Origin of the sequence: Humibacillus xanthopallidus, assembly GCF_044793955.1 — a bacterium.
Taxonomy (GTDB): Bacteria; Actinomycetota; Actinomycetes; order Actinomycetales; family Dermatophilaceae; genus Humibacillus; species Humibacillus xanthopallidus_C.
In genome coordinates, this window is the sequence record NZ_CP084995.1 from 3,271,394 (window position 1) to 3,287,328 (window position 15,935).

General features: G+C 71.3%; 14 protein-coding genes. 5 read left to right on the plus strand and 9 right to left on the minus strand.

Annotation, left to right across the window (positions count from 1 at the left end):
• Nucleotides 1-2 precede the first annotated feature (2 nt).
• Entirely contained in the window at nucleotides 3-1,889 is a 1,887-nt protein-coding gene (locus LG278_RS14660) for an acetolactate synthase large subunit (RefSeq protein ID WP_404387998.1), read from the minus strand.
• 312 nt (nucleotides 1,890-2,201) lie between these two features.
• Between LG278_RS14660 and LG278_RS14665 the strand changes: the two genes are divergently transcribed.
• The gene (locus tag LG278_RS14665) at nucleotides 2,202-3,143 is read left to right on the plus strand and encodes a GNAT family N-acetyltransferase (RefSeq protein ID WP_404387999.1); all 942 of its coding nucleotides are present in this window, start codon (nucleotides 2,202-2,204) and stop codon (nucleotides 3,141-3,143) included.
• Nucleotides 3,144-3,153: 10 nt separating this feature from the next.
• Here LG278_RS14665 and LG278_RS14670 read toward each other — a convergent pair whose 3' ends face one another.
• A complete protein-coding gene (locus LG278_RS14670) occupies nucleotides 3,154-3,987 on the minus strand; it encodes a phytanoyl-CoA dioxygenase family protein (protein WP_404388001.1) in 834 nt (277 codons plus the stop codon).
• A 138-nt stretch (nucleotides 3,988-4,125) separates the two neighbouring features.
• Between LG278_RS14670 and LG278_RS14675 the strand changes: the two genes are divergently transcribed.
• Nucleotides 4,126-4,956 carry a helix-turn-helix domain-containing protein gene (locus LG278_RS14675; protein ID WP_404388003.1) on the plus strand — a complete coding sequence of 277 codons (831 nt, stop codon included), beginning with the start codon at nucleotides 4,126-4,128 and terminating at the stop codon, nucleotides 4,954-4,956.
• A gap of 78 nt (nucleotides 4,957-5,034) precedes the next feature.
• Here the strand turns inward: LG278_RS14675 and ilvD are convergent, their stop codons facing one another.
• The 5 genes from ilvD to LG278_RS14700 form a co-directional block, all read right to left on the minus strand.
• Nucleotides 5,035-6,735, minus strand: coding sequence for a dihydroxy-acid dehydratase (gene ilvD, locus LG278_RS14680; RefSeq protein WP_404388004.1), 1,701 nt, complete (start codon nucleotides 6,733-6,735; stop codon nucleotides 5,035-5,037).
• Nucleotides 6,736-6,826: 91 nt separating this feature from the next.
• Nucleotides 6,827-7,351 (minus strand): SixA phosphatase family protein, encoded by a 525-nt coding sequence (locus LG278_RS14685; RefSeq protein ID WP_404388006.1) that lies wholly within the window; start codon nucleotides 7,349-7,351, stop codon nucleotides 6,827-6,829.
• Nucleotides 7,352-7,444: 93 nt separating this feature from the next.
• Nucleotides 7,445-7,741: a MoaD/ThiS family protein gene (locus LG278_RS14690; RefSeq protein WP_404388008.1), complete on the minus strand. Its 297-nt coding sequence runs from the start codon at nucleotides 7,739-7,741 to the stop codon at nucleotides 7,445-7,447.
• Between the two features lie 17 nt (nucleotides 7,742-7,758).
• Nucleotides 7,759-8,841, minus strand: a complete 1,083-nt coding sequence (locus tag LG278_RS14695; RefSeq protein WP_404388009.1) for a WD40/YVTN/BNR-like repeat-containing protein — start codon at nucleotides 8,839-8,841, stop codon at nucleotides 7,759-7,761.
• Between the two features lie 93 nt (nucleotides 8,842-8,934).
• Complete coding sequence (locus LG278_RS14700; protein ID WP_404388011.1) at nucleotides 8,935-9,873, minus strand: 2-hydroxyacid dehydrogenase; 939 nt, start codon at nucleotides 9,871-9,873, stop codon at nucleotides 8,935-8,937.
• Nucleotides 9,874-9,911: 38 nt separating this feature from the next.
• On the opposite strand from LG278_RS14700, the gene LG278_RS14705 reads away from it, so the two are divergent.
• The 3 genes from LG278_RS14705 to LG278_RS14715 all read left to right on the plus strand — a co-directional run bounded on the left by LG278_RS14705 (nucleotide 9,912) and on the right by LG278_RS14715 (nucleotide 12,649).
• Nucleotides 9,912-10,595, plus strand: a complete 684-nt coding sequence (locus LG278_RS14705; protein ID WP_404388013.1) for an MOSC domain-containing protein — start codon at nucleotides 9,912-9,914, stop codon at nucleotides 10,593-10,595.
• Between the two features lie 60 nt (nucleotides 10,596-10,655).
• Nucleotides 10,656-11,846, plus strand: a complete 1,191-nt coding sequence (locus tag LG278_RS14710; RefSeq protein WP_404388015.1) for a PQQ-dependent sugar dehydrogenase — start codon at nucleotides 10,656-10,658, stop codon at nucleotides 11,844-11,846.
• Between the two features lie 107 nt (nucleotides 11,847-11,953).
• Nucleotides 11,954-12,649, plus strand: coding sequence for a DUF937 domain-containing protein (locus tag LG278_RS14715; RefSeq protein WP_404388016.1), 696 nt, complete (start codon nucleotides 11,954-11,956; stop codon nucleotides 12,647-12,649).
• A gap of 156 nt (nucleotides 12,650-12,805) precedes the next feature.
• On the opposite strand, the gene gatB is transcribed toward LG278_RS14715, so the two are convergent.
• Nucleotides 12,806-14,356 (minus strand): Asp-tRNA(Asn)/Glu-tRNA(Gln) amidotransferase subunit GatB, encoded by a 1,551-nt coding sequence (gene gatB / locus LG278_RS14720; RefSeq protein ID WP_404388018.1) that lies wholly within the window; start codon nucleotides 14,354-14,356, stop codon nucleotides 12,806-12,808.
• A gap of 1 nt (nucleotide 14,357) precedes the next feature.
• The gene (gene gatA / locus LG278_RS14725; RefSeq protein ID WP_404388020.1) at nucleotides 14,358-15,884 is read right to left on the minus strand and encodes an Asp-tRNA(Asn)/Glu-tRNA(Gln) amidotransferase subunit GatA; all 1,527 of its coding nucleotides are present in this window, start codon (nucleotides 15,882-15,884) and stop codon (nucleotides 14,358-14,360) included.
• Nucleotides 15,885-15,935: the final 51 nt, after the last annotated feature.

Genomic DNA, 15,935 nt, shown 5'->3' on the forward strand with positions numbered 1-15,935 from the left:
CCTCAGTCCTCCCGCTCCCAGACCGGCGCGGCGTGGCGCGCGGCCTGGATCTTGTCGTTGCTGACGCCGGCGGGCACCATCGGCCACACCATGGCGTCGCGGTGGACGATGAAGTCGATGACGACGGGTCGGTCGTTGGTCTCGAGGGCCAGCTTGATGACCTCGTCGACCTCCCCGGGGGTCTCGGCACGCAGACCGAGGCACCCGTAGGCGTCGGCGAGCTTGACGAAGTCGGGCACCCGCTGGGTCGTGGGCTGCAGGTCGGTGTTGGAGTAGCGCTCGTTGTAGAAGAGCGTCTGCCACTGGCGCACCATGCCGAGCGAGCTGTTGTTGATGATCGCGACCTTGATCGGGATGTTGTTGATGACGCAGGTCGCGAGCTCCTGGTTGGTCATCTGGAAGCAGCCGTCACCGTCGATGGCCCACACGGTGCGCTCGGGCTCGGCCGTCTTGGCTCCCATGGCCGCCGGCACCGAGAAGCCCATGGTGCCAAGGCCGCCCGAGTTGATCCAGGCATTCGGGCGTTCGTACTGCACGAACTGCGCGGCCCACATCTGGTGCTGCCCGACACCGGCGACATAGGTCGCCTCGGGCCCCGACAGGGCGCCGATGCGCTCGATGACGTACTGCGGAGAGAGCGTGCCGTCGTCGCTGTCGGTGTAGCCGAGCGGGAAGGTCGCCTTCCACTCCGCGACCTGCTCGCGCCAGGACGCGAAGTCCCAGGACTCGTCGTCGTCGCCGGCCGTGGCCCGGTCGAGGGTGATCTGCGTGATGAGGTCGTTGATGACCTCACCCACGTCGCCCACGATCGGCACGTCGGCAGCGCGGTTCTTGCTGATCTCGGCCGGGTCGATGTCGGCGTGGATCACCTTGGCACCCGGCGCGAAGGTCGAGAGCTGTCCGGTGACCCGGTCGTCGAAGCGAGCACCGAGCGCGATGATGAGGTCGGAGCGCTGCAGCCCCGTCACCGCCGCCACCGTGCCGTGCATGCCCGGCATGCCGAGGTTGAGGTCGTGGCTGTCGGGCACCGTGCCGCGCGCCATGAGCGTCGTGACGACCGGGATGCCGGTCAGGTCGACGAGGGTGCGCAGCTGCTCGCTCGCGCGGGCCCGCACGACGCCGCCGCCGACGTAGAGCACCGGCCGCTTCGCCTCGGACATGAGGCGGCTCGCCTCGCGGATCTGCTTGCCGTGCGGCCGGGTGACGGGACGGTAGCCGGGCAGGTCGATCTGCGGCGGCCAGCTGAACGTCGTCATCGCCTGCAGGGCGTCCTTGCTGATGTCGACGAGCACGGGGCCGGGCCGGCCGGTGCTCGCGACGTGGAAGGCCTCGGCGATGGCCTGCGGGATCTTGGCCGGGTCGGTGACGAGGTAGTTGTGCTTGGTGATCGGCATCGTGATGCCGCGGATGTCGGCCTCCTGGAAGGCGTCGGTGCCGATGGAGCCGCTCGCGACCTGCCCGGTGATGGCGACCATGGGCACGGAGTCCATGTGGGCGTCGGCGATCGGCGTGACGAGGTTGGTCGCACCCGGCCCCGACGTCGCCATGCAGACGCCGACGCGACCCGTGGCCGCGGCATACCCCTCGGCGGCGTGGCCGGCGCCCTGCTCGTGGCGCACGAGGATGTGGCGCACCTTCGTGGAGTCGAGCAGCGGGTCGTACGCGGGGAGGATCGCGCCGCCCGGGATGCCGAAGACCGTGTCGGCACCGACGGCCTCGAGCGAGAGGACGAGCGACTGGGCACCGGTGACCTCTACGCCGCGGACCGCCTCGCGGTCCTGGGTGTGGGTCGGAACCGTCTGGCCACCAGGGGCCTTCGGGGTCGGACGCTGGCGGGCCAAGGTGGCCACGTCAGCGGGCGAGGGCGCCTGCTTCGTCGTGTCACTCACGATCTCATCCTTGTCTCGAGCACATCGTCGTGTTGCTGCGTCGGGGCCGACTGAACCCACAAAAAAACCCTCCTGTCCCCGCAGGGACGGAAGGGAGCGCGCTGACCGATCGGGCTGGTCGCGCGCTAAGGAAGTACGAGGAGTCGGGCCACCTGACAACCGTCCTACGCGGCCCGTGCGGTGTCAATCGGCCCACGAGTCCGTCTCAGGATGTGGGTTCGTGATCTCACCCACTGTCACGGACTGTCGCGTCCCCACGGCCGGGGCGAATTCGGTTGTGACCCCCCACCCCGACTCGGGACACTCGGGCGCATGACCACTGCGACCACCCCGGTGACCCTGCGCCTCCCGGAGTCCGCCGCCCTGACGACCCGAGCCCTGCGCCGTGAGGACGCCGCTGCCGTGGCCGCGCTCATCGGCGCGTGCGAGCTCCACGATGTCGGCGAGGAGCTCATCGAGGAGGCCGACATCGTCGGCGACTGGCAGCGACCAGCCTTCGACCTCGCCACGCAGACGGTCGGCGTCCTCGACGGCGAGCGCCTCGTTGCCTACGCCGAGGTCTACAAGGCCCGCTGGGGCGACGCGGCGGTCGACCCGTCCCACCGCGGCCTCGGCATCGGCACCGCGCTCGCGCGCTGGTCGCAGGAGGTGACAGCCCGCGACGGCGGCACGCTCGTCGGCCAGCCGGTGCCGGGTGACTCCGTGAGCGAACGACTCCTGACGTCGCTCGGCTACCGACCGCTGTGGACCTCCTGGGTGCTGGAGCTGCCTGCCGGCGCCGTCATCGCACCCCAGCCTCTTCCCGAGGGGTATGCCGTCCGGCTGGCCTCCGGGGAGGCCGACCACCGTGCCGCCTGGGTCGTCAACGAGGACGCCTTCCTCGAGTGGTCCGAGCGCGAGCGGTCGAGCTTCGAGGAGTGGGCGGCCACCGTCGTCAACCGGCCGGGCTACGAGGACTGGCAGCTGCGCCTGGCGATCAACCCCGAAGGGGCGGTGGTGGGCATGGCCTTCGTCATCGTGTCCAGCGGCTGCGCCTACGTCGACAAGCTCGCGGTGCGCAAGGACCAGCGCGGTCGAGGGCTGGCCCGGGCCCTGCTCGTCGACGCCTTCGAGACCGGACGGGCCAACGGGGGCGACCGCTCGGAGCTCTCGACCGACTCCCGCACCGGCGCCCTGGGCCTCTACGAGAAGGTCGGCATGCAGGTGACGTCGGTCTGGCGCCACCTCGCGATCGACGTCTCCCCACGAGCCTGACCCGAAGCCGTTAGCTCGGCACCGACGGAGCCGGGATGACCGGGTTGGCGGGCGATGCGGCAAGGTCGCCAGGGGCGAGTCCGGGCAGCCACGAGGCGAGGTCGTTGGCCTGGGAGGTGTTCGCCGGTTCGAGCACCGGCAGGCCGTCGGCAAACCAGATGACCGTCATGACCTCGCGCATGCGGTCCGCAGTGTTGCCGAGAGCCTTGTGCACGGTCCACCCGGAGTGGAAGGAGGCGTCGCCCGCCCGCATCGCCACCGGCTCGTCGATCACGAGGCCGCGCTCGTCGAGCAGATGGTCGAAGTGCTCCTCCGACGCGTCCGAGATGCCGATGTCGCTGAGCGGCCCGTCGACGTGGCTGCGCGACGCGAAGGCGAGGCCGCCGTGGTCGGGGGTGATGTCGACGAGCGGCATCCACATCGTCAGGCACCGGGAACCGTCGAGCGGCCAGTACATCGCGTCCTGGTGCCACGGCGTGTAGCCGCCCCCGGGCTCCTTGAAGAGCGCCTGGTCGTGGTAGAGCCGCACCCGCGGGACGCCGAGCAGCCGGGCCGCCACGTCGGCGAACCGCGACGCCTTGACGAAGCGCTCCACGGCGGGGTCGTGCCTCCAGAGGTTCATCACCTGCAGGAAGGCCATGCCGTAGCTGTCGCGCTCGGCGAGGGGTCGCGTCTCGGTGCTCAGCCGCTCGACGGCAGCGGCGACGGGAGCGCGATAGGCAGCGGCCTCGGCCGCCGAGGCCACCTGGGTCAGGCGCACGTGGCCGGTGGCGCGATAGGCAGCGACGTGGTCGTCGGACACGGGGTATGCGGTGGTGAGCTCGGGCAGCAGGTCGGTGTGCATGTCGGTGAGCATGAGATCGGTGTCCTCCGTGGATCGTGTGCGACCGGAAGGGTCGTCGGTGGGACGATCACATCGCATGGCCGTGCCGCCCACCCGGAACGGCGTGGTCACCGGGGTACGTTCTGGTTCGATGGCAGCATGGCTCCGACGAGATCCGTCCACCCTGCGCCGACGCGGGCCCCCGCCGGTCGCCTCGGCGAGGTGCTGGTGGCCGGCAGGATCGCGGGCGGGAGCGGGCTCCCCGTCGGCACGACCCGGCGCCATCCGACCTGGGGCCTGACCTTCGTCACGGCCGGCACGGGGCGCTACCGGGACGCCTCGCACGACGAGACCATCGGGGCCGGCACGCTGGTCCTCGTGCATCCCGGGCACCCGCACTGGTACGGCGCGGACCCGGGTGGGTGGGACGAGCTCTTCGTCGTCTTCGACGGCGTCGTCTTCGAGCTGGCCCGTCGTCGCGGCGCGCTCTCCCCCGAGCGTCTGCTGCTGCAGGGGCTTCCCGTGGCCCGTTGGCGCCACCGGCTCGCCGTCTTTGCGGAACGGGCCCGACCGACCGACGTCGACGGGCGGGATGCCGAGGCCCTCGACCTGCTGGCGGCGCTGCTCGAGGCGGCGGCCTCGGCGTCCAGGTCACACCGCGAACCCGACCGGGCCGGCTGGTTGGATCGCTCTCTCGATCTGCTGGGGGCCGACCTGGCCGACTCCCTCGACCTGCACGGTGTGGCAGCCGAGGTCGGCATGCCCTACGAGACGTGGCGTCGGCGCTTCCGGTCGGCGACGGGCACGACCCCCTACGCGCACCGCGCCGCACGCCGGCTCGCCGCCGCCACCGACCTGCTCGTGCACACCGGCCTCGGCGTGCGCGACATCGCGGCCGCGACGGGTTTCAGCGACGAGCGGCACCTCATCCGGCGGTTCCGCGAGAGCACGGGGCTCACGCCCCGCGCCTTCCGCGACGACCGCCGCTGACCAACCGCCCGATTCGAGGTGATGGTGGCACCCACGCGGGGGTCAGGATCACCTCGAACGGAGGGGTATGCGGGCGGCTCAGCCGCAGACGGCGCCCCGGCTCGCGCTGCCGACCAGCTTGCGATACTTCGCGAGCACGCCGCGGGTGTACTTCGGCTCCGGGTGCGTCACTCCCGCCTCGCGGCGGCTCGCCATCTCCGCGTCATCGACCAGGAGGTCCAGCGACCCGCTCGCGACGTCGAGGCGGATGCGGTCGCCGTCGTGCACGAAGGCGATCGGCCCGTCATCGACCGCCTCCGGTGCGACGTGGCCGACGCAGAGGCCGGTCGTGCCACCCGAGAAGCGGCCGTCCGTGAGCAGCAGGACGTCCTTGCCGAGGCCGGCACCCTTGATGGCACCGGTGACGGCGAGCATCTCGCGCATGCCCGGCCCGCCCTTGGGGCCCTCGTAGCGGATGACGACGACGTCACCGGTCTGGAGCGACCCCTCCTCAACGGCGTCCATGGCGGCCCGCTCCCCGTCGAAGACGCGTGCAGTGCCCTCGAAGACCGACTCGTCGAAGCCGGCAGACTTCACGACGGCGCCCTCGGGGGCGAGCGATCCGGTGAGGATCGTCAGACCGCCGGTCTTGTGGATCGGAGTGGCCATCTGGCGGATGACCCGGCCGTCGATGTGGGGAGGGTTGAGCTCCTCGAGGTTCTGGGCCATCGTCTTGCCGGTCACCGTCATGCAGTCGCCGTTGAAGAGGCCCGCGTCGAGCAGCGTCTTCATGACGACGGGGATGCCGCCGATGTGGTCGATGTCCTTCATGACGAAGGCACCGAAGGGCTTGACGTCCGCAAGGTGGGGCACCTTGGCACCGATCCGGCGGAAGTCCTCGATGGTGAGGTCGACCTCGGCCTCGTTGGCCATGGCGAGCAGGTGCAGCACGGCGTTCGTCGAACCGCCGAAGGCCATGACAACGGCGATGGCGTTCTCGAACGCCTCCTTGGTCATGATGTCGCGAGCGCGAATTCCCTTGCGCAGCAGCTCGACCACGGCCTCGCCCGACTTGCGGGCATACATGTCGCGACGACGGTCGGTCGCGGGCGGGGCGGCCGATCCGGGGATCGACATGCCGATCGCCTCGGCGACGGCAGCCATGGTGTTGGCGGTGTAGAAGCCGCCACAGGCTCCCTCGCCCGGGCAGATCGCGCGCTCGATGGCGTCGACGTCCTCGCGCGACATGCGGCCGGCGGCGCACGCACCGACCGCCTCGAAGGCGTCGATGATCGTGACCTCCTTCTCGGTGCCGTCGGAGAGCTTGGCGATGCCGGGCAGGATGGTGCCGGCATAGAGGAAGACCGACGACAGGTTGAGCCGGGCCGCGGCCATGAGCATGCCGGGCAGCGACTTGTCGCAACCCGCGAGCAGCACTGAGCCGTCGAGCCGCTCGGCGTTCATGACGGTCTCGACGGAGTCGGCGATGATCTCGCGCGAGACGAGCGAGAAGTGCATCCCCTCGTGCCCCATCGAGATGCCGTCGGACACCGAGATCGTGCCGAACTCGAGCGGGTAGCCACCGCCGGCGTGCACGCCGTCCTTCACCGCCTTGGCCAGCCGGTCGAGCGACAGGTTGCACGGCGTGATCTCGTTCCACGAGCTCGCCACGCCGATCTGGGGCTTGGCGAAGTCGTCGTCGCCGAGGCCTACGGCCCTGAGCATCCCCCGCGCGGCGGCCTTCTCGAGACCGTCGGTGACGTCGCGGCTGCGGGGCTTGATGTCAGGCGTCTGCGTCATCCCAGCAGCATAGGACGGTGTCCGCTGGTCGGACACGGCATCTCAGAGGGCGAGCCCTTCCTGAGACTCCCGCTACCCCCGGCCGGGGGCCTCACCCGCGCGCGACATGGAAGCGGTGGAGCGCACAGGAGCCGGCCTCGAGATCGGCCCAGTCACCTGCATACCGCAGCACCGCGAGACCGCTCGTCACGAAGCCCTGCGCCAGGGCGTCGTGGGCCTCGTGGCTGCCCTCGCCGTCGCACAGCAGGCTCGTCAGCTCGGCGGCGGTCGGGTTGTGCCCGACGACGAGAACGGTCTCCATCTCGCCCCCGTCCTCACGGATCGTCTCCATGACGACATCGGCGCCGCCGGTGTAGACGCTCCGGCGGAACTCGACGAACTCGGCCTGAGCGCCACCCGCGCGGGCCTGGTCCCACGTCTGACGGGTGCGGACGGCTGTCGAGCAGATGACGAGGTCGGGCACGAGCCCCTCTGTGCGCAGCCAGCCACCCGCCGCGGTCGCGTCGCGCCGGCCCCGGGCAGCGAGCTCACGGTCGTGGTCGGGCTTGGTGAAGCCCTCCTCGGCCTTGGCGTGCCGCATGACGATCAGGGTCTTGTCCTTCGCCGCACTGCTCATACCTCCACAGCATGCTCTGCCGGACGGGCCTTGTCAGCCCGGACCCGCCGGAGCTCGCAGCCGGACCCCGGGGAGGTCGGCGGGCAGGTGGTCTCAGCCTCCGGAGACGGCGTTGATGATGTGGACCCGGGCTCCGGCGGGCACCGGCGTGCCGACGCCGTCGCCGCGCGTGGCGTCCTCGCCGTTGACGAACACCTTGACGTGACGACGGATCTCACCCCGCTCGTCGCGCACCTTGCCGTCGAGCACCCGGTGCTCGGCGAAGGCGCGGTCGAGCAGCTGTGCCACCGTCTGGGACTCCGTGGGTGACTCGACCTCGATCTCCGAGACGCCACCGACGAGGTCGCGGAGCATGCCCGGCAGGATCACGCGAACGGGGGTGGACGGCATACGAGATCCTTTGCGACTCAGGCGATCTGGGCGGCGCGCACGACGAGCACGTCGGGCAGCTGCGTGGCGATGCGCTGGAAGGACTCACCCTCGTCTGCCGACGCGAAGACGTCCCCGTTGCGGGTGCCGATGTAGACCCCGATGGGGTCGTTGCCGTCGAGGCCGGCAGCGTCACGCAGGACGCAGGTGTAGCTGTCACCCGGGAGGCCCTCGGCCTGCTGGCGCCACGTGGCTCCACCGTCGTCGGAGCGCTGCACCTGCAGCTGGGCGCCCGGCGGGATGCGCTCACCGTCGTCCATGACGGGCACGTTCCAGACCATGCCCGGCTTGCGCGGGTGGGCGAGGATGGTGAAGCCGAAGTCGGTGGGCAGCCCGTCGGCGATGGAGCTCCAGGTGCGGCCGTTGTCGTCGGAGCGATAGACGCCCTTGTGGTTCTGGGCGTAGAGCTCGCCGTCGGCCTCGCTCCGAGCGACCTTGTGCACGCACTGGCCGTACTCGGGATACTCGTTGTCGGGCAGGAAGTAGGCCCGGATGCCGGGGTTGCTCGGCTCCCACGTCTGGCCGCTGTCGCCACTGCGATAGACCCCGCCCGCACTCATCGCGACGAGGAGGCTCTCGGGCTTGCCGGGCTCGGGCACGATCGTGTGCACGGCTCCCCCGCCGAAGCCGTTCTCCCAGGTCGGGCGGTGCGGGTGGTCCCAGAGCCCGCGGACCAGCTCGTAGTGCTCCCCGCGGTCGTCGCTGCGGAAGAGCGCGTGCGGCTCGACACCCGCCCACACGACGTCGGCGTCGTTGGGATCGGGAGTCAGCTGCCAGACCCGCTCGAGGGCGGTGTCGGTGTCGGCCGGGAAGGCCAGGGCGCGCTCCGCACTCTCCGTCCAGGTGCGCCCGCCGTCGGTGCTCGCCTGCACCGTCGGGCCCCAGTGCCATGACTTCACGCCGGCGAGCACGGTGGAGCGGCCCTCCCGCGTGTCGATCGCGACCGAGGCGACCTCGCTCATGAGGAAGTGCGGCCCCTCGAGGGTCCAGCTGCTGCGGTCATCGCTGCGGGCGATCCAGAGTCCCTTGCGCGTGCCGATGGCGACGATGGTCTCCGTCATGTTCACAGTGTCCACTATCTGCCGGGGGGCGACAAGGGTCCGGCCCCGAGAAGTCCGCCGATGACCGTCGCCGATCGCTCGGCCGATCGCCCCTCAGCCGGTGGCGACGACGTGGAGCAGCGGCTGCCCGTCACGCAGGGCGATGACCTGCCGCCGGATGAGGTCCTGCGCCCGCGGCCGCATCGCCTCGGTGGCCCCACCGACGTGCGGCGTGATGAGCACCCCCGCCGTCGTCCACAACGGGTGGTCCTCGGGCAACGGCTCGGGGTCGGTGACGTCGAGAGCCGCCCGCAGTCGCCCCGTCGCGCACTCGGCGACCAACGCGTCCGTGTCGACCACCGGACCGCGGGCGACGTTGACGACGAGAGCCCCGTCGGGCAGCCGGGCGAGCAGGGTGGCGTCGACGAGGCCCCGGGTCGCCTCGGTCAACGGCACGATGACGATGAGCACGTCGGCGGCAGAGGCGAGCTCCGGCAGCTCATCGATACCGTGCACGCTCTCGACGAGGTCGTCGCCCTCCCGCGCCCGCGACGCGACGGCCGTCACCGAGACCTCGAACGGCAACAGTCGCCGCGCGACGGCACGACCGATGTTGCCGTAGCCGAGCACGAGCACCCTCCGGTCGGCGAGAGCGGGGTGGAGCGTCAGCGGCAGCCACTTCGAGTCGTGTTGTGCCGCAACGAAGTCCGGGATCTGCCTGATCGAGGCGAGGGTCAGCGTGAGCGCCAGCTCCGCGGTGCTCGCGTCGTGGACGCCGCCGGCGTTGCAGAGCACCACTCCCGGGGGCAACCCGTCGAGGAAGCCCTCGAAGCCCGCGCTCTGGATCTGCACCGCCTCGAGAGCGTCGAGCCCGTCGCTGACGTCGGAGACCGTCAGTCGCGTCATGTAGGGCATGACGGCGAGGCGCACCTCGGAGCCGCGCTCGTGCGGGCCCTCCATGTCCCACACGACGACGTCGACGCCCTCGACGTCGGCCAGCGCGGCGGCATACTCCTCGTCGGGCACGGACACGACGACGCGGGCTGCACTCATGCGCCCAACCTAGCCAACCGGGCGGTTAGGCTCGCGCGGTGGACGGCGACGTGGGGAGCACGGGCAACGGACGGGTCGTGTCGGTCAACGTCGGGCGCCGGGTGCCGCGCCGGCGGGCCAGCCTGCCGAGCACGGCGATCGACAAGCAGCCGGTGGACCGCATCGACGTGCGCGACCCCGGACCCAAACGCGGGGGGCTCGGCAGCGGCGCCGTCGGCGACGAGATCGGCGACCCGCGCCACCACGGCGGGCGGCTCCAGGCGGTCTACGCCTACCCGGCAGAGGACCGGCAGTGGTGGGCCGAGCAGATCGGGCGGCCCATCGCTGCAGGAGCATTCGGCGAGAACCTCACCACCGAAGGTGTCGAGATGACGCATGCGCTCGTCGGCGAGCTGTGGACCGTCGGCGACGCCGTGCTGCGCGTCGAGGTGCCCCGCATCCCGTGCGCGACCTTCGCCGAGCACATGGGCGTCCCCCGGTGGGTGCGCCGCTTCGCCGACGAGGGACGCACGGGCGCCTACCTGTCGGTCGTCACTCCCGGCACCGTCGAGGTGGGCGCCCCGGTGCAGGTCGAGCGGCCGGACCACGACATCGACCTGGTCACGCTCTTCCGGGCGTTCTCCGGCGAGGCCGAGGTCATGCGCCGCGTCGTTGCCGCGAGGGTCATCGACGCGGAGGTGCAGCGCGATCTCGAGCGGTCGCTGGCCCGCCGTGGGGGCTGAGCCAGGCTGACGCCCAGGGGCGCCGCCGGGGATCTCGGCGTCAATGGGACAGAATGGGGTATGCCGCCCTCCCGCCCCGTCCCTGTCCGTGCCCTCGCCGTGGGGCTGGCCGCGGTCCTTGCGGCGGGCGCGTGCTCCACGTCCCCGACCGCACAGTCCCCCGCAGCGACGAGCACTGCCGGCGGAGCGGCCACGACCAGCGCCACGGGCAGCGGGTCCGGCACCGCGTCGACGTCCGGCTCGACGCCGACCACCTCGGCTACCTCCTCCCCTGCCGCCGACCCGTCGGCTCCGGCCGTCGCGCTGCTCGGCGGCCTCGACGTGCCGTGGTCGATCGCGATGCTGCCCGACGGCAGCTCCCTCGTCAGCGTGCGCAACACCGGCGAGGTGCGCCACGTGCCCAAGCCGGGGTCGGGCGGCCGCGCCACCGTCGCCGGCACGCTCCCGATCACCCGCGTGGCCGGTGAGGGCGGCCTGCTCGGCCTGGCGGTGCCCGAGGACTTCGACGCCAACCCGGTCTTCTACGCCTACTACTCCACCGACAACGACAACCGCATCGCTGCCGTGCCGTGGCGCGACGGCACGCTCGGCGAGCCGCAGGTGATCTTCGACGGCATCCCGATGGGGCGCAACCACAACGGCGGCCGCATCGCCTTCGGCCCCGACGGCTACCTCTACGTCGGCACCGGAGAGGCAGGCGACATCTCGCTGTCGCAGAACCTCGGGTCGCTCGGCGGCAAGATCCTGCGGCTCACGCCCGAGGGCAAGCCCGCTCCCGGCAACCCCTTCGGCGGCTCCGCCATCTGGTCCTATGGTCACCGCAACGTGCAGGGCCTGGCCTGGGACAGCCAGGACCGGCTGTGGGCCAGTGAGTTCGGCGCCAACACCGTCGACGAGCTCAACCTCATCGAGCCCGGCGAGAACTACGGCTGGCCCGAGGTCGAGGGACGCGCCGACACCGCCGACTTGGTCGACCCCGTCGCTCAGTGGCCGACCTCCGACATGTCGCCCAGCGGCATCGCCGTCGGGCCCGACGGCGCCGTCTACATGGCGGCCCTGCGCGGCGAGTCAGTGTGGCGCGTGCCGATCAACGCCGATGGCACGGCCGGCACCCCGTCGCGGCACCTCGAGGGCACCTACGGTCGCGTGCGCGACATCCGCTTCGTCGACGGCCGCGCCTGGATCCTCACCAACAACGGCGACGACGACCGCCTGATGTCGCTCCCGCTCTCCGACGTGGGCTCCTCCTGACGGCTCCGCTCAGCGGGCCCCGTCTGCCCTGACACGAGCCCGTTCTCGTGGCTAGCCTTGCCCCGAGGGCGGTGACTGGCCGCCCCGTGACGAGGAGGTCCACGGGCATGGCTTCGTACGACGAGATTCTCGGCCAGGTGCCGCTCAAGGAGCTGGCCGGCCAGCTGGGGGTGGACGAGAGCGAGGTCGAGCAGGCTGCTCGAACCGCGCTGCCGGCGCTGCTCGGCGGTCTACAGGCGAACGCCCACGACCCCGCTGGCGCCCAGTCGCTCGCGTCAGCCCTGTCCGACCACCAGGGCCAGTCGGTGAGCAGCCTCGCCGACGTCGACGAGCAGGACGGGCAGAGGATCGTCGGCAACATCTTCGGCGACAACACCGACCAGGTCGTGAGCCAGCTCGGTGGCGTGGGCTCCGGCATCGGGGGCTCCGGCATCGGGGGCTCAGGCGCCGGCGGCTCGCTCGTGCAGAAGCTGCTGCCGATCCTCGCCCCCATCGTCATGTCGTGGCTCGCCAACAAGATGGGTCAGGGCGGTGGTCTCGGGAGCATCCTCGGCGGCGGCTCCGGCGCTGGCGATGACGTCACGTCGGGCACCGACGGCGGCGCGCTCTTCCCGGGCGGACAGGGTGCCGGCAGCGGTCCGGTGCAGTCGCCCGGCGGGTCGGCACCGGCGTCGGGTGGCTCCAACCCGATCGAGGACCTCCTCGGTCAGGTCCTCGGCGGCGGCTCCGGCGCCTCGGGCGGCGGCGCCGGCGACATCCTGGGCGGCATCCTCGGAGGCCTCCTCGGCGGCGGCAAGCGCTAGCCCGCACTCGACGGCCTGGTAGTCGGGTGCACAGTGCCCACTCGACCTTCTGAGTCGAGTGGGCACTTCCCACCCCACGGGGTGGGTGCTCCCGGGTGCAAAGAGCCCACTCGACCTTCTCTGAGTCGAGTGGGCACTTTCCATCCGTCGAGTGGCCTACTGCAGCTTGGCGAGGATGAGCTCTCGGGCCTTGCCGGCGTCGGCCTGGCCCTTCATCTCCTTCATGACCTGACCGATGAGCGCGCCCGCGGCCTGCACCTTGCCGTCGCGGATCTTGGCAGCCACGTCGGGGTTGGCGACGATGACCTTGTCGACGGCTGCCTCGAGGGCGCCGTCGTCGGCCACGAGCTCGAGCCCGCGGGCATCTGCCACGGCGGTCGGGCCGCCCTCACCGTCGAGCACTCCCTCGAGCACCTGACGAGCCATCGAGTCGTTGAGCCGACCGGAGGCAACGAGCCCGTCGAGCTCAGCGACGCGGGCCGGCGTCAGGCCGACGACCGCGGCATACTCGGTCAGCCGTTGGGCCTCGGCGTTGGCGCGCCGGGCCGGCTCACCCAGCCACCACTTGCGGGCCGCCGCCGGTGACGCACCCTCGGCGACGGTCTGCTCGATCAGCTCGAGGGCGCCGGCGTTGAGCACGTCGCGCATCTCGAGATCGCTGTAGCCCCAAGCCTGCTGGAGCTCACGACGGCGCTCGACGGGGTTCTGCGGCAGCGTGTGACGCAGCTCCTCGACCCACTCGGGCGCCGGTGCGACGGGCACGAGGTCGGGCTCGGGGAAGTAGCGGTAGTCCTCCGCGTCGGACTTCTCGCGCCCCGATGTCGTGACGCCGGTGTCCTCGTGCCAGTGCCGGGTCTCCTGCAGGATCGAGCCACCGCCGGCGAGGATGGCCGCGTGGCGCGACATCTCGTAGCGCACGGCCCGCTCGACCGAGCGGAGCGAGTTGACGTTCTTGGTCTCGGTGCGGGTGCCGAGCGGCACGGCCAGCTGCTCGGCGCTCGTCGGCTCTCCCACCCGCGGGCGCAGGGAGACGTTGGCATCGCAGCGCATCGAGCCCTGCTCCATCTTGACGTCGCTGACGTCGAGGGCCCGCAGCAGCTCGCGCAGGGAGGAGACGTAGGCCTTGGCGACCTCGGGCGCGCGCTCGCCCGCCCCGACCATCGGCTTGGTGACGATCTCGATGAGCGGGATGCCGGCACGGTTGTAGTCGACGAGCGAGTGGTCGGCGCCGTGGATGCGGCCCGTCGAGCCGCCGATGTGCAGCGACTTGCCGGTGTCCTCCTCCATGTGCGCGCGCTCGATCTCGACGCGATAGACGGAGCCGTCCTCGAGCTCGACGTCGAGGTGGCCGTTGTAGGCGATCGGCTCGTCATACTGCGAGGTCTGGAAGTTCTTCGGCATGTCGGGGTAGAAGTAGTTCTTGCGCGCGAAGCGGCACCACGACGCGATCTCGCAGTTGAGCACGAGGCCGATGCGAATGGCCGACTCGACCGCCTTCTCGTTGACGACCGGCAGCGCGCCCGGCAGGCCGAGGCACACGGGGCAGACCTGCGAGTTGGGCTCTGCGCCGAACTCCGTCGGGCACCCGCAGAACATCTTCGTGTTGGTGTGCAGCTCGACGTGGACCTCCAGGCCCATGACGGGGTCGAAGCGCTTCATCACCTCGTCGTAGTCCATGACGGCGTCGGCCGTGGTCGTCGTTGCCATGTCAGGCTCCCTTCGCGGCAGCCGCGCCCAGCACGGGCGCGCGGTCGAGGATCGGTCCGCCCCAGCGGTCGACGAGCGCTGCCTCGAGGGCGGCGCCGACGGCATACAGCCGCTCGTCCTTGGTGGCGGGGGCGAGGATCTGGATGCCGGCCGGCAGGCCGTCCTCGTCGGCGAGACCCGACGGGATCGACATGCCCGGCACTCCGGCCAGGTTGGCTGGGATCGTCGCGATGTCGTTGAGATACATGGCCATCGGATCCTCGAGCTTGTCGCCGAGCCGGAAGGCAGTCGTCGGCGCGGTGGGGCTGACGAGCACGTCCACCTTGTCGTAGGCAGCGGCGAAGTCCTGGGCGATGAGGGCGCGCACCTTCTGGGCCGAGCCGTAGTAGGCGTCGTAGTAGCCCGACGACAGGGCATAGGTGCCGAGGATGATGCGGCGCTTGACCTCGGGTCCGAAGCCGGCGTCGCGGGTGGCCGCCATGACCTGCTCGGCGCTCGGGTCATCGACCCCCTCGGGCAGGACGCGCAGGCCGTAGCGCATGGCGTCGAACTTCGCGAGGTTGCTCGAGGCCTCGCTCGGGAGGATGAGGTAGTAGGCGGCGAGCGCGTAGTCGAAGTTGGGGCAGCTCACCTCGACGACCTCGGCGCCGAGCTCCTCGAGCAGGGCGACCGACTCGTCGAAACGGGCGCGCACGCCGGGCTGGTAGCCCTCGCCGCCGAGCTCCTTGACGACGCCGATCCGCATGTCGCGCACGTCGGCGGCGCGGGCCGCCTCGACGACCGGGGGCACCGGGGCGTCGATCGAGGTCGAGTCCATCGGGTCGTGGCCGCCCATCACGGCGTGGAGCAGCGCCGTGTCGAGCACGGTGCGGCCGCACGGGCCGGCCTGGTCGAGCGAGCTGGCGAGCGCCACGAGGCCGTAGCGCGAGACCCCGCCGTAGGTCGGCTTGGTGCCCACGGTGGCCGTGACGGCGGCCGGCTGGCGGATCGAGCCGCCGGTGTCGGTGCCGGTCGCGAGCGGCGCCTGGAACGACGCGAGCACGGAGCTCGAGCCACCACCGGAGCCACCGGGGATGCGGTCCAGGTCCCACGGGTTGTGCGACGGCCCGTAGGCCGAGTGCTCGGTGGAGCTGCCCATCGCGAACTCGTCCATGTTGGTCTTGCCAAGGATCGGCAGGCCGGCCTCGCGCAGCTTCGTCACGACGGTCGCGTCGTAGGGAGGGATCCAGCCCTCGAGGATCTTGCTGCCGCACGTCGTCGGGAGGCCCTTGGTGGCCATGACGTCCTTGACCGCGATCGGCACGCCGGCGAGCGGGCCGAGCCGCTCGCCCGCGGCACGACGCTCGTCGATCGCGCGGGCCTGGGCGAGCGCGCCCTCACCGTCGACGTGCAGGTAGGAGTGCACCTGCCCGTCCACCGCGGCGATGCGGTCGAGGTGGGCCTGCGTCACCTCCACCGAGGAGATCGTCTTGGTCGCGAGCGCGTCGGCCAGCTCGGCCGCGGTCGCACGGGTCAGATCGGAGTTCACGTCAGTTGCCTTCGTCGTCAAGGAAGTTCGCTGGGGTTGAGCAGGGGTCGA

What these genes read in the sequence shown, in the direction of transcription:
- LG278_RS14665 (WP_404387999.1), top strand. Translation starts at nt 2,202, where the DNA reads ATGACCACTGCGACCACCCCGGTGACCCTGCGCCTCCCGGAGTCCGCC.
- LG278_RS14670 (WP_404388001.1), bottom strand. Translation starts at nt 3,987, where the DNA reads ATGCACACCGACCTGCTGCCCGAGCTCACCACCGCATACCCCGTGTCC.
- LG278_RS14675 (WP_404388003.1), top strand. Translation starts at nt 4,126, where the DNA reads ATGGCTCCGACGAGATCCGTCCACCCTGCGCCGACGCGGGCCCCCGCC.
- ilvD (WP_404388004.1), bottom strand. Translation starts at nt 6,735, where the DNA reads ATGACGCAGACGCCTGACATCAAGCCCCGCAGCCGCGACGTCACCGAC.
- LG278_RS14685 (WP_404388006.1), bottom strand. Translation starts at nt 7,351, where the DNA reads ATGAGCAGTGCGGCGAAGGACAAGACCCTGATCGTCATGCGGCACGCC.
- LG278_RS14690 (WP_404388008.1), bottom strand. Translation starts at nt 7,741, where the DNA reads ATGCCGTCCACCCCCGTTCGCGTGATCCTGCCGGGCATGCTCCGCGAC.
- LG278_RS14695 (WP_404388009.1), bottom strand. Translation starts at nt 8,841, where the DNA reads ATGACGGAGACCATCGTCGCCATCGGCACGCGCAAGGGACTCTGGATC.
- LG278_RS14700 (WP_404388011.1), bottom strand. Translation starts at nt 9,873, where the DNA reads ATGAGTGCAGCCCGCGTCGTCGTGTCCGTGCCCGACGAGGAGTATGCC.
- LG278_RS14710 (WP_404388015.1), top strand. Translation starts at nt 10,656, where the DNA reads ATGCCGCCCTCCCGCCCCGTCCCTGTCCGTGCCCTCGCCGTGGGGCTG.
- LG278_RS14715 (WP_404388016.1), top strand. Translation starts at nt 11,954, where the DNA reads ATGGCTTCGTACGACGAGATTCTCGGCCAGGTGCCGCTCAAGGAGCTG.
- gatB (WP_404388018.1), bottom strand. Translation starts at nt 14,356, where the DNA reads ATGGCAACGACGACCACGGCCGACGCCGTCATGGACTACGACGAGGTG.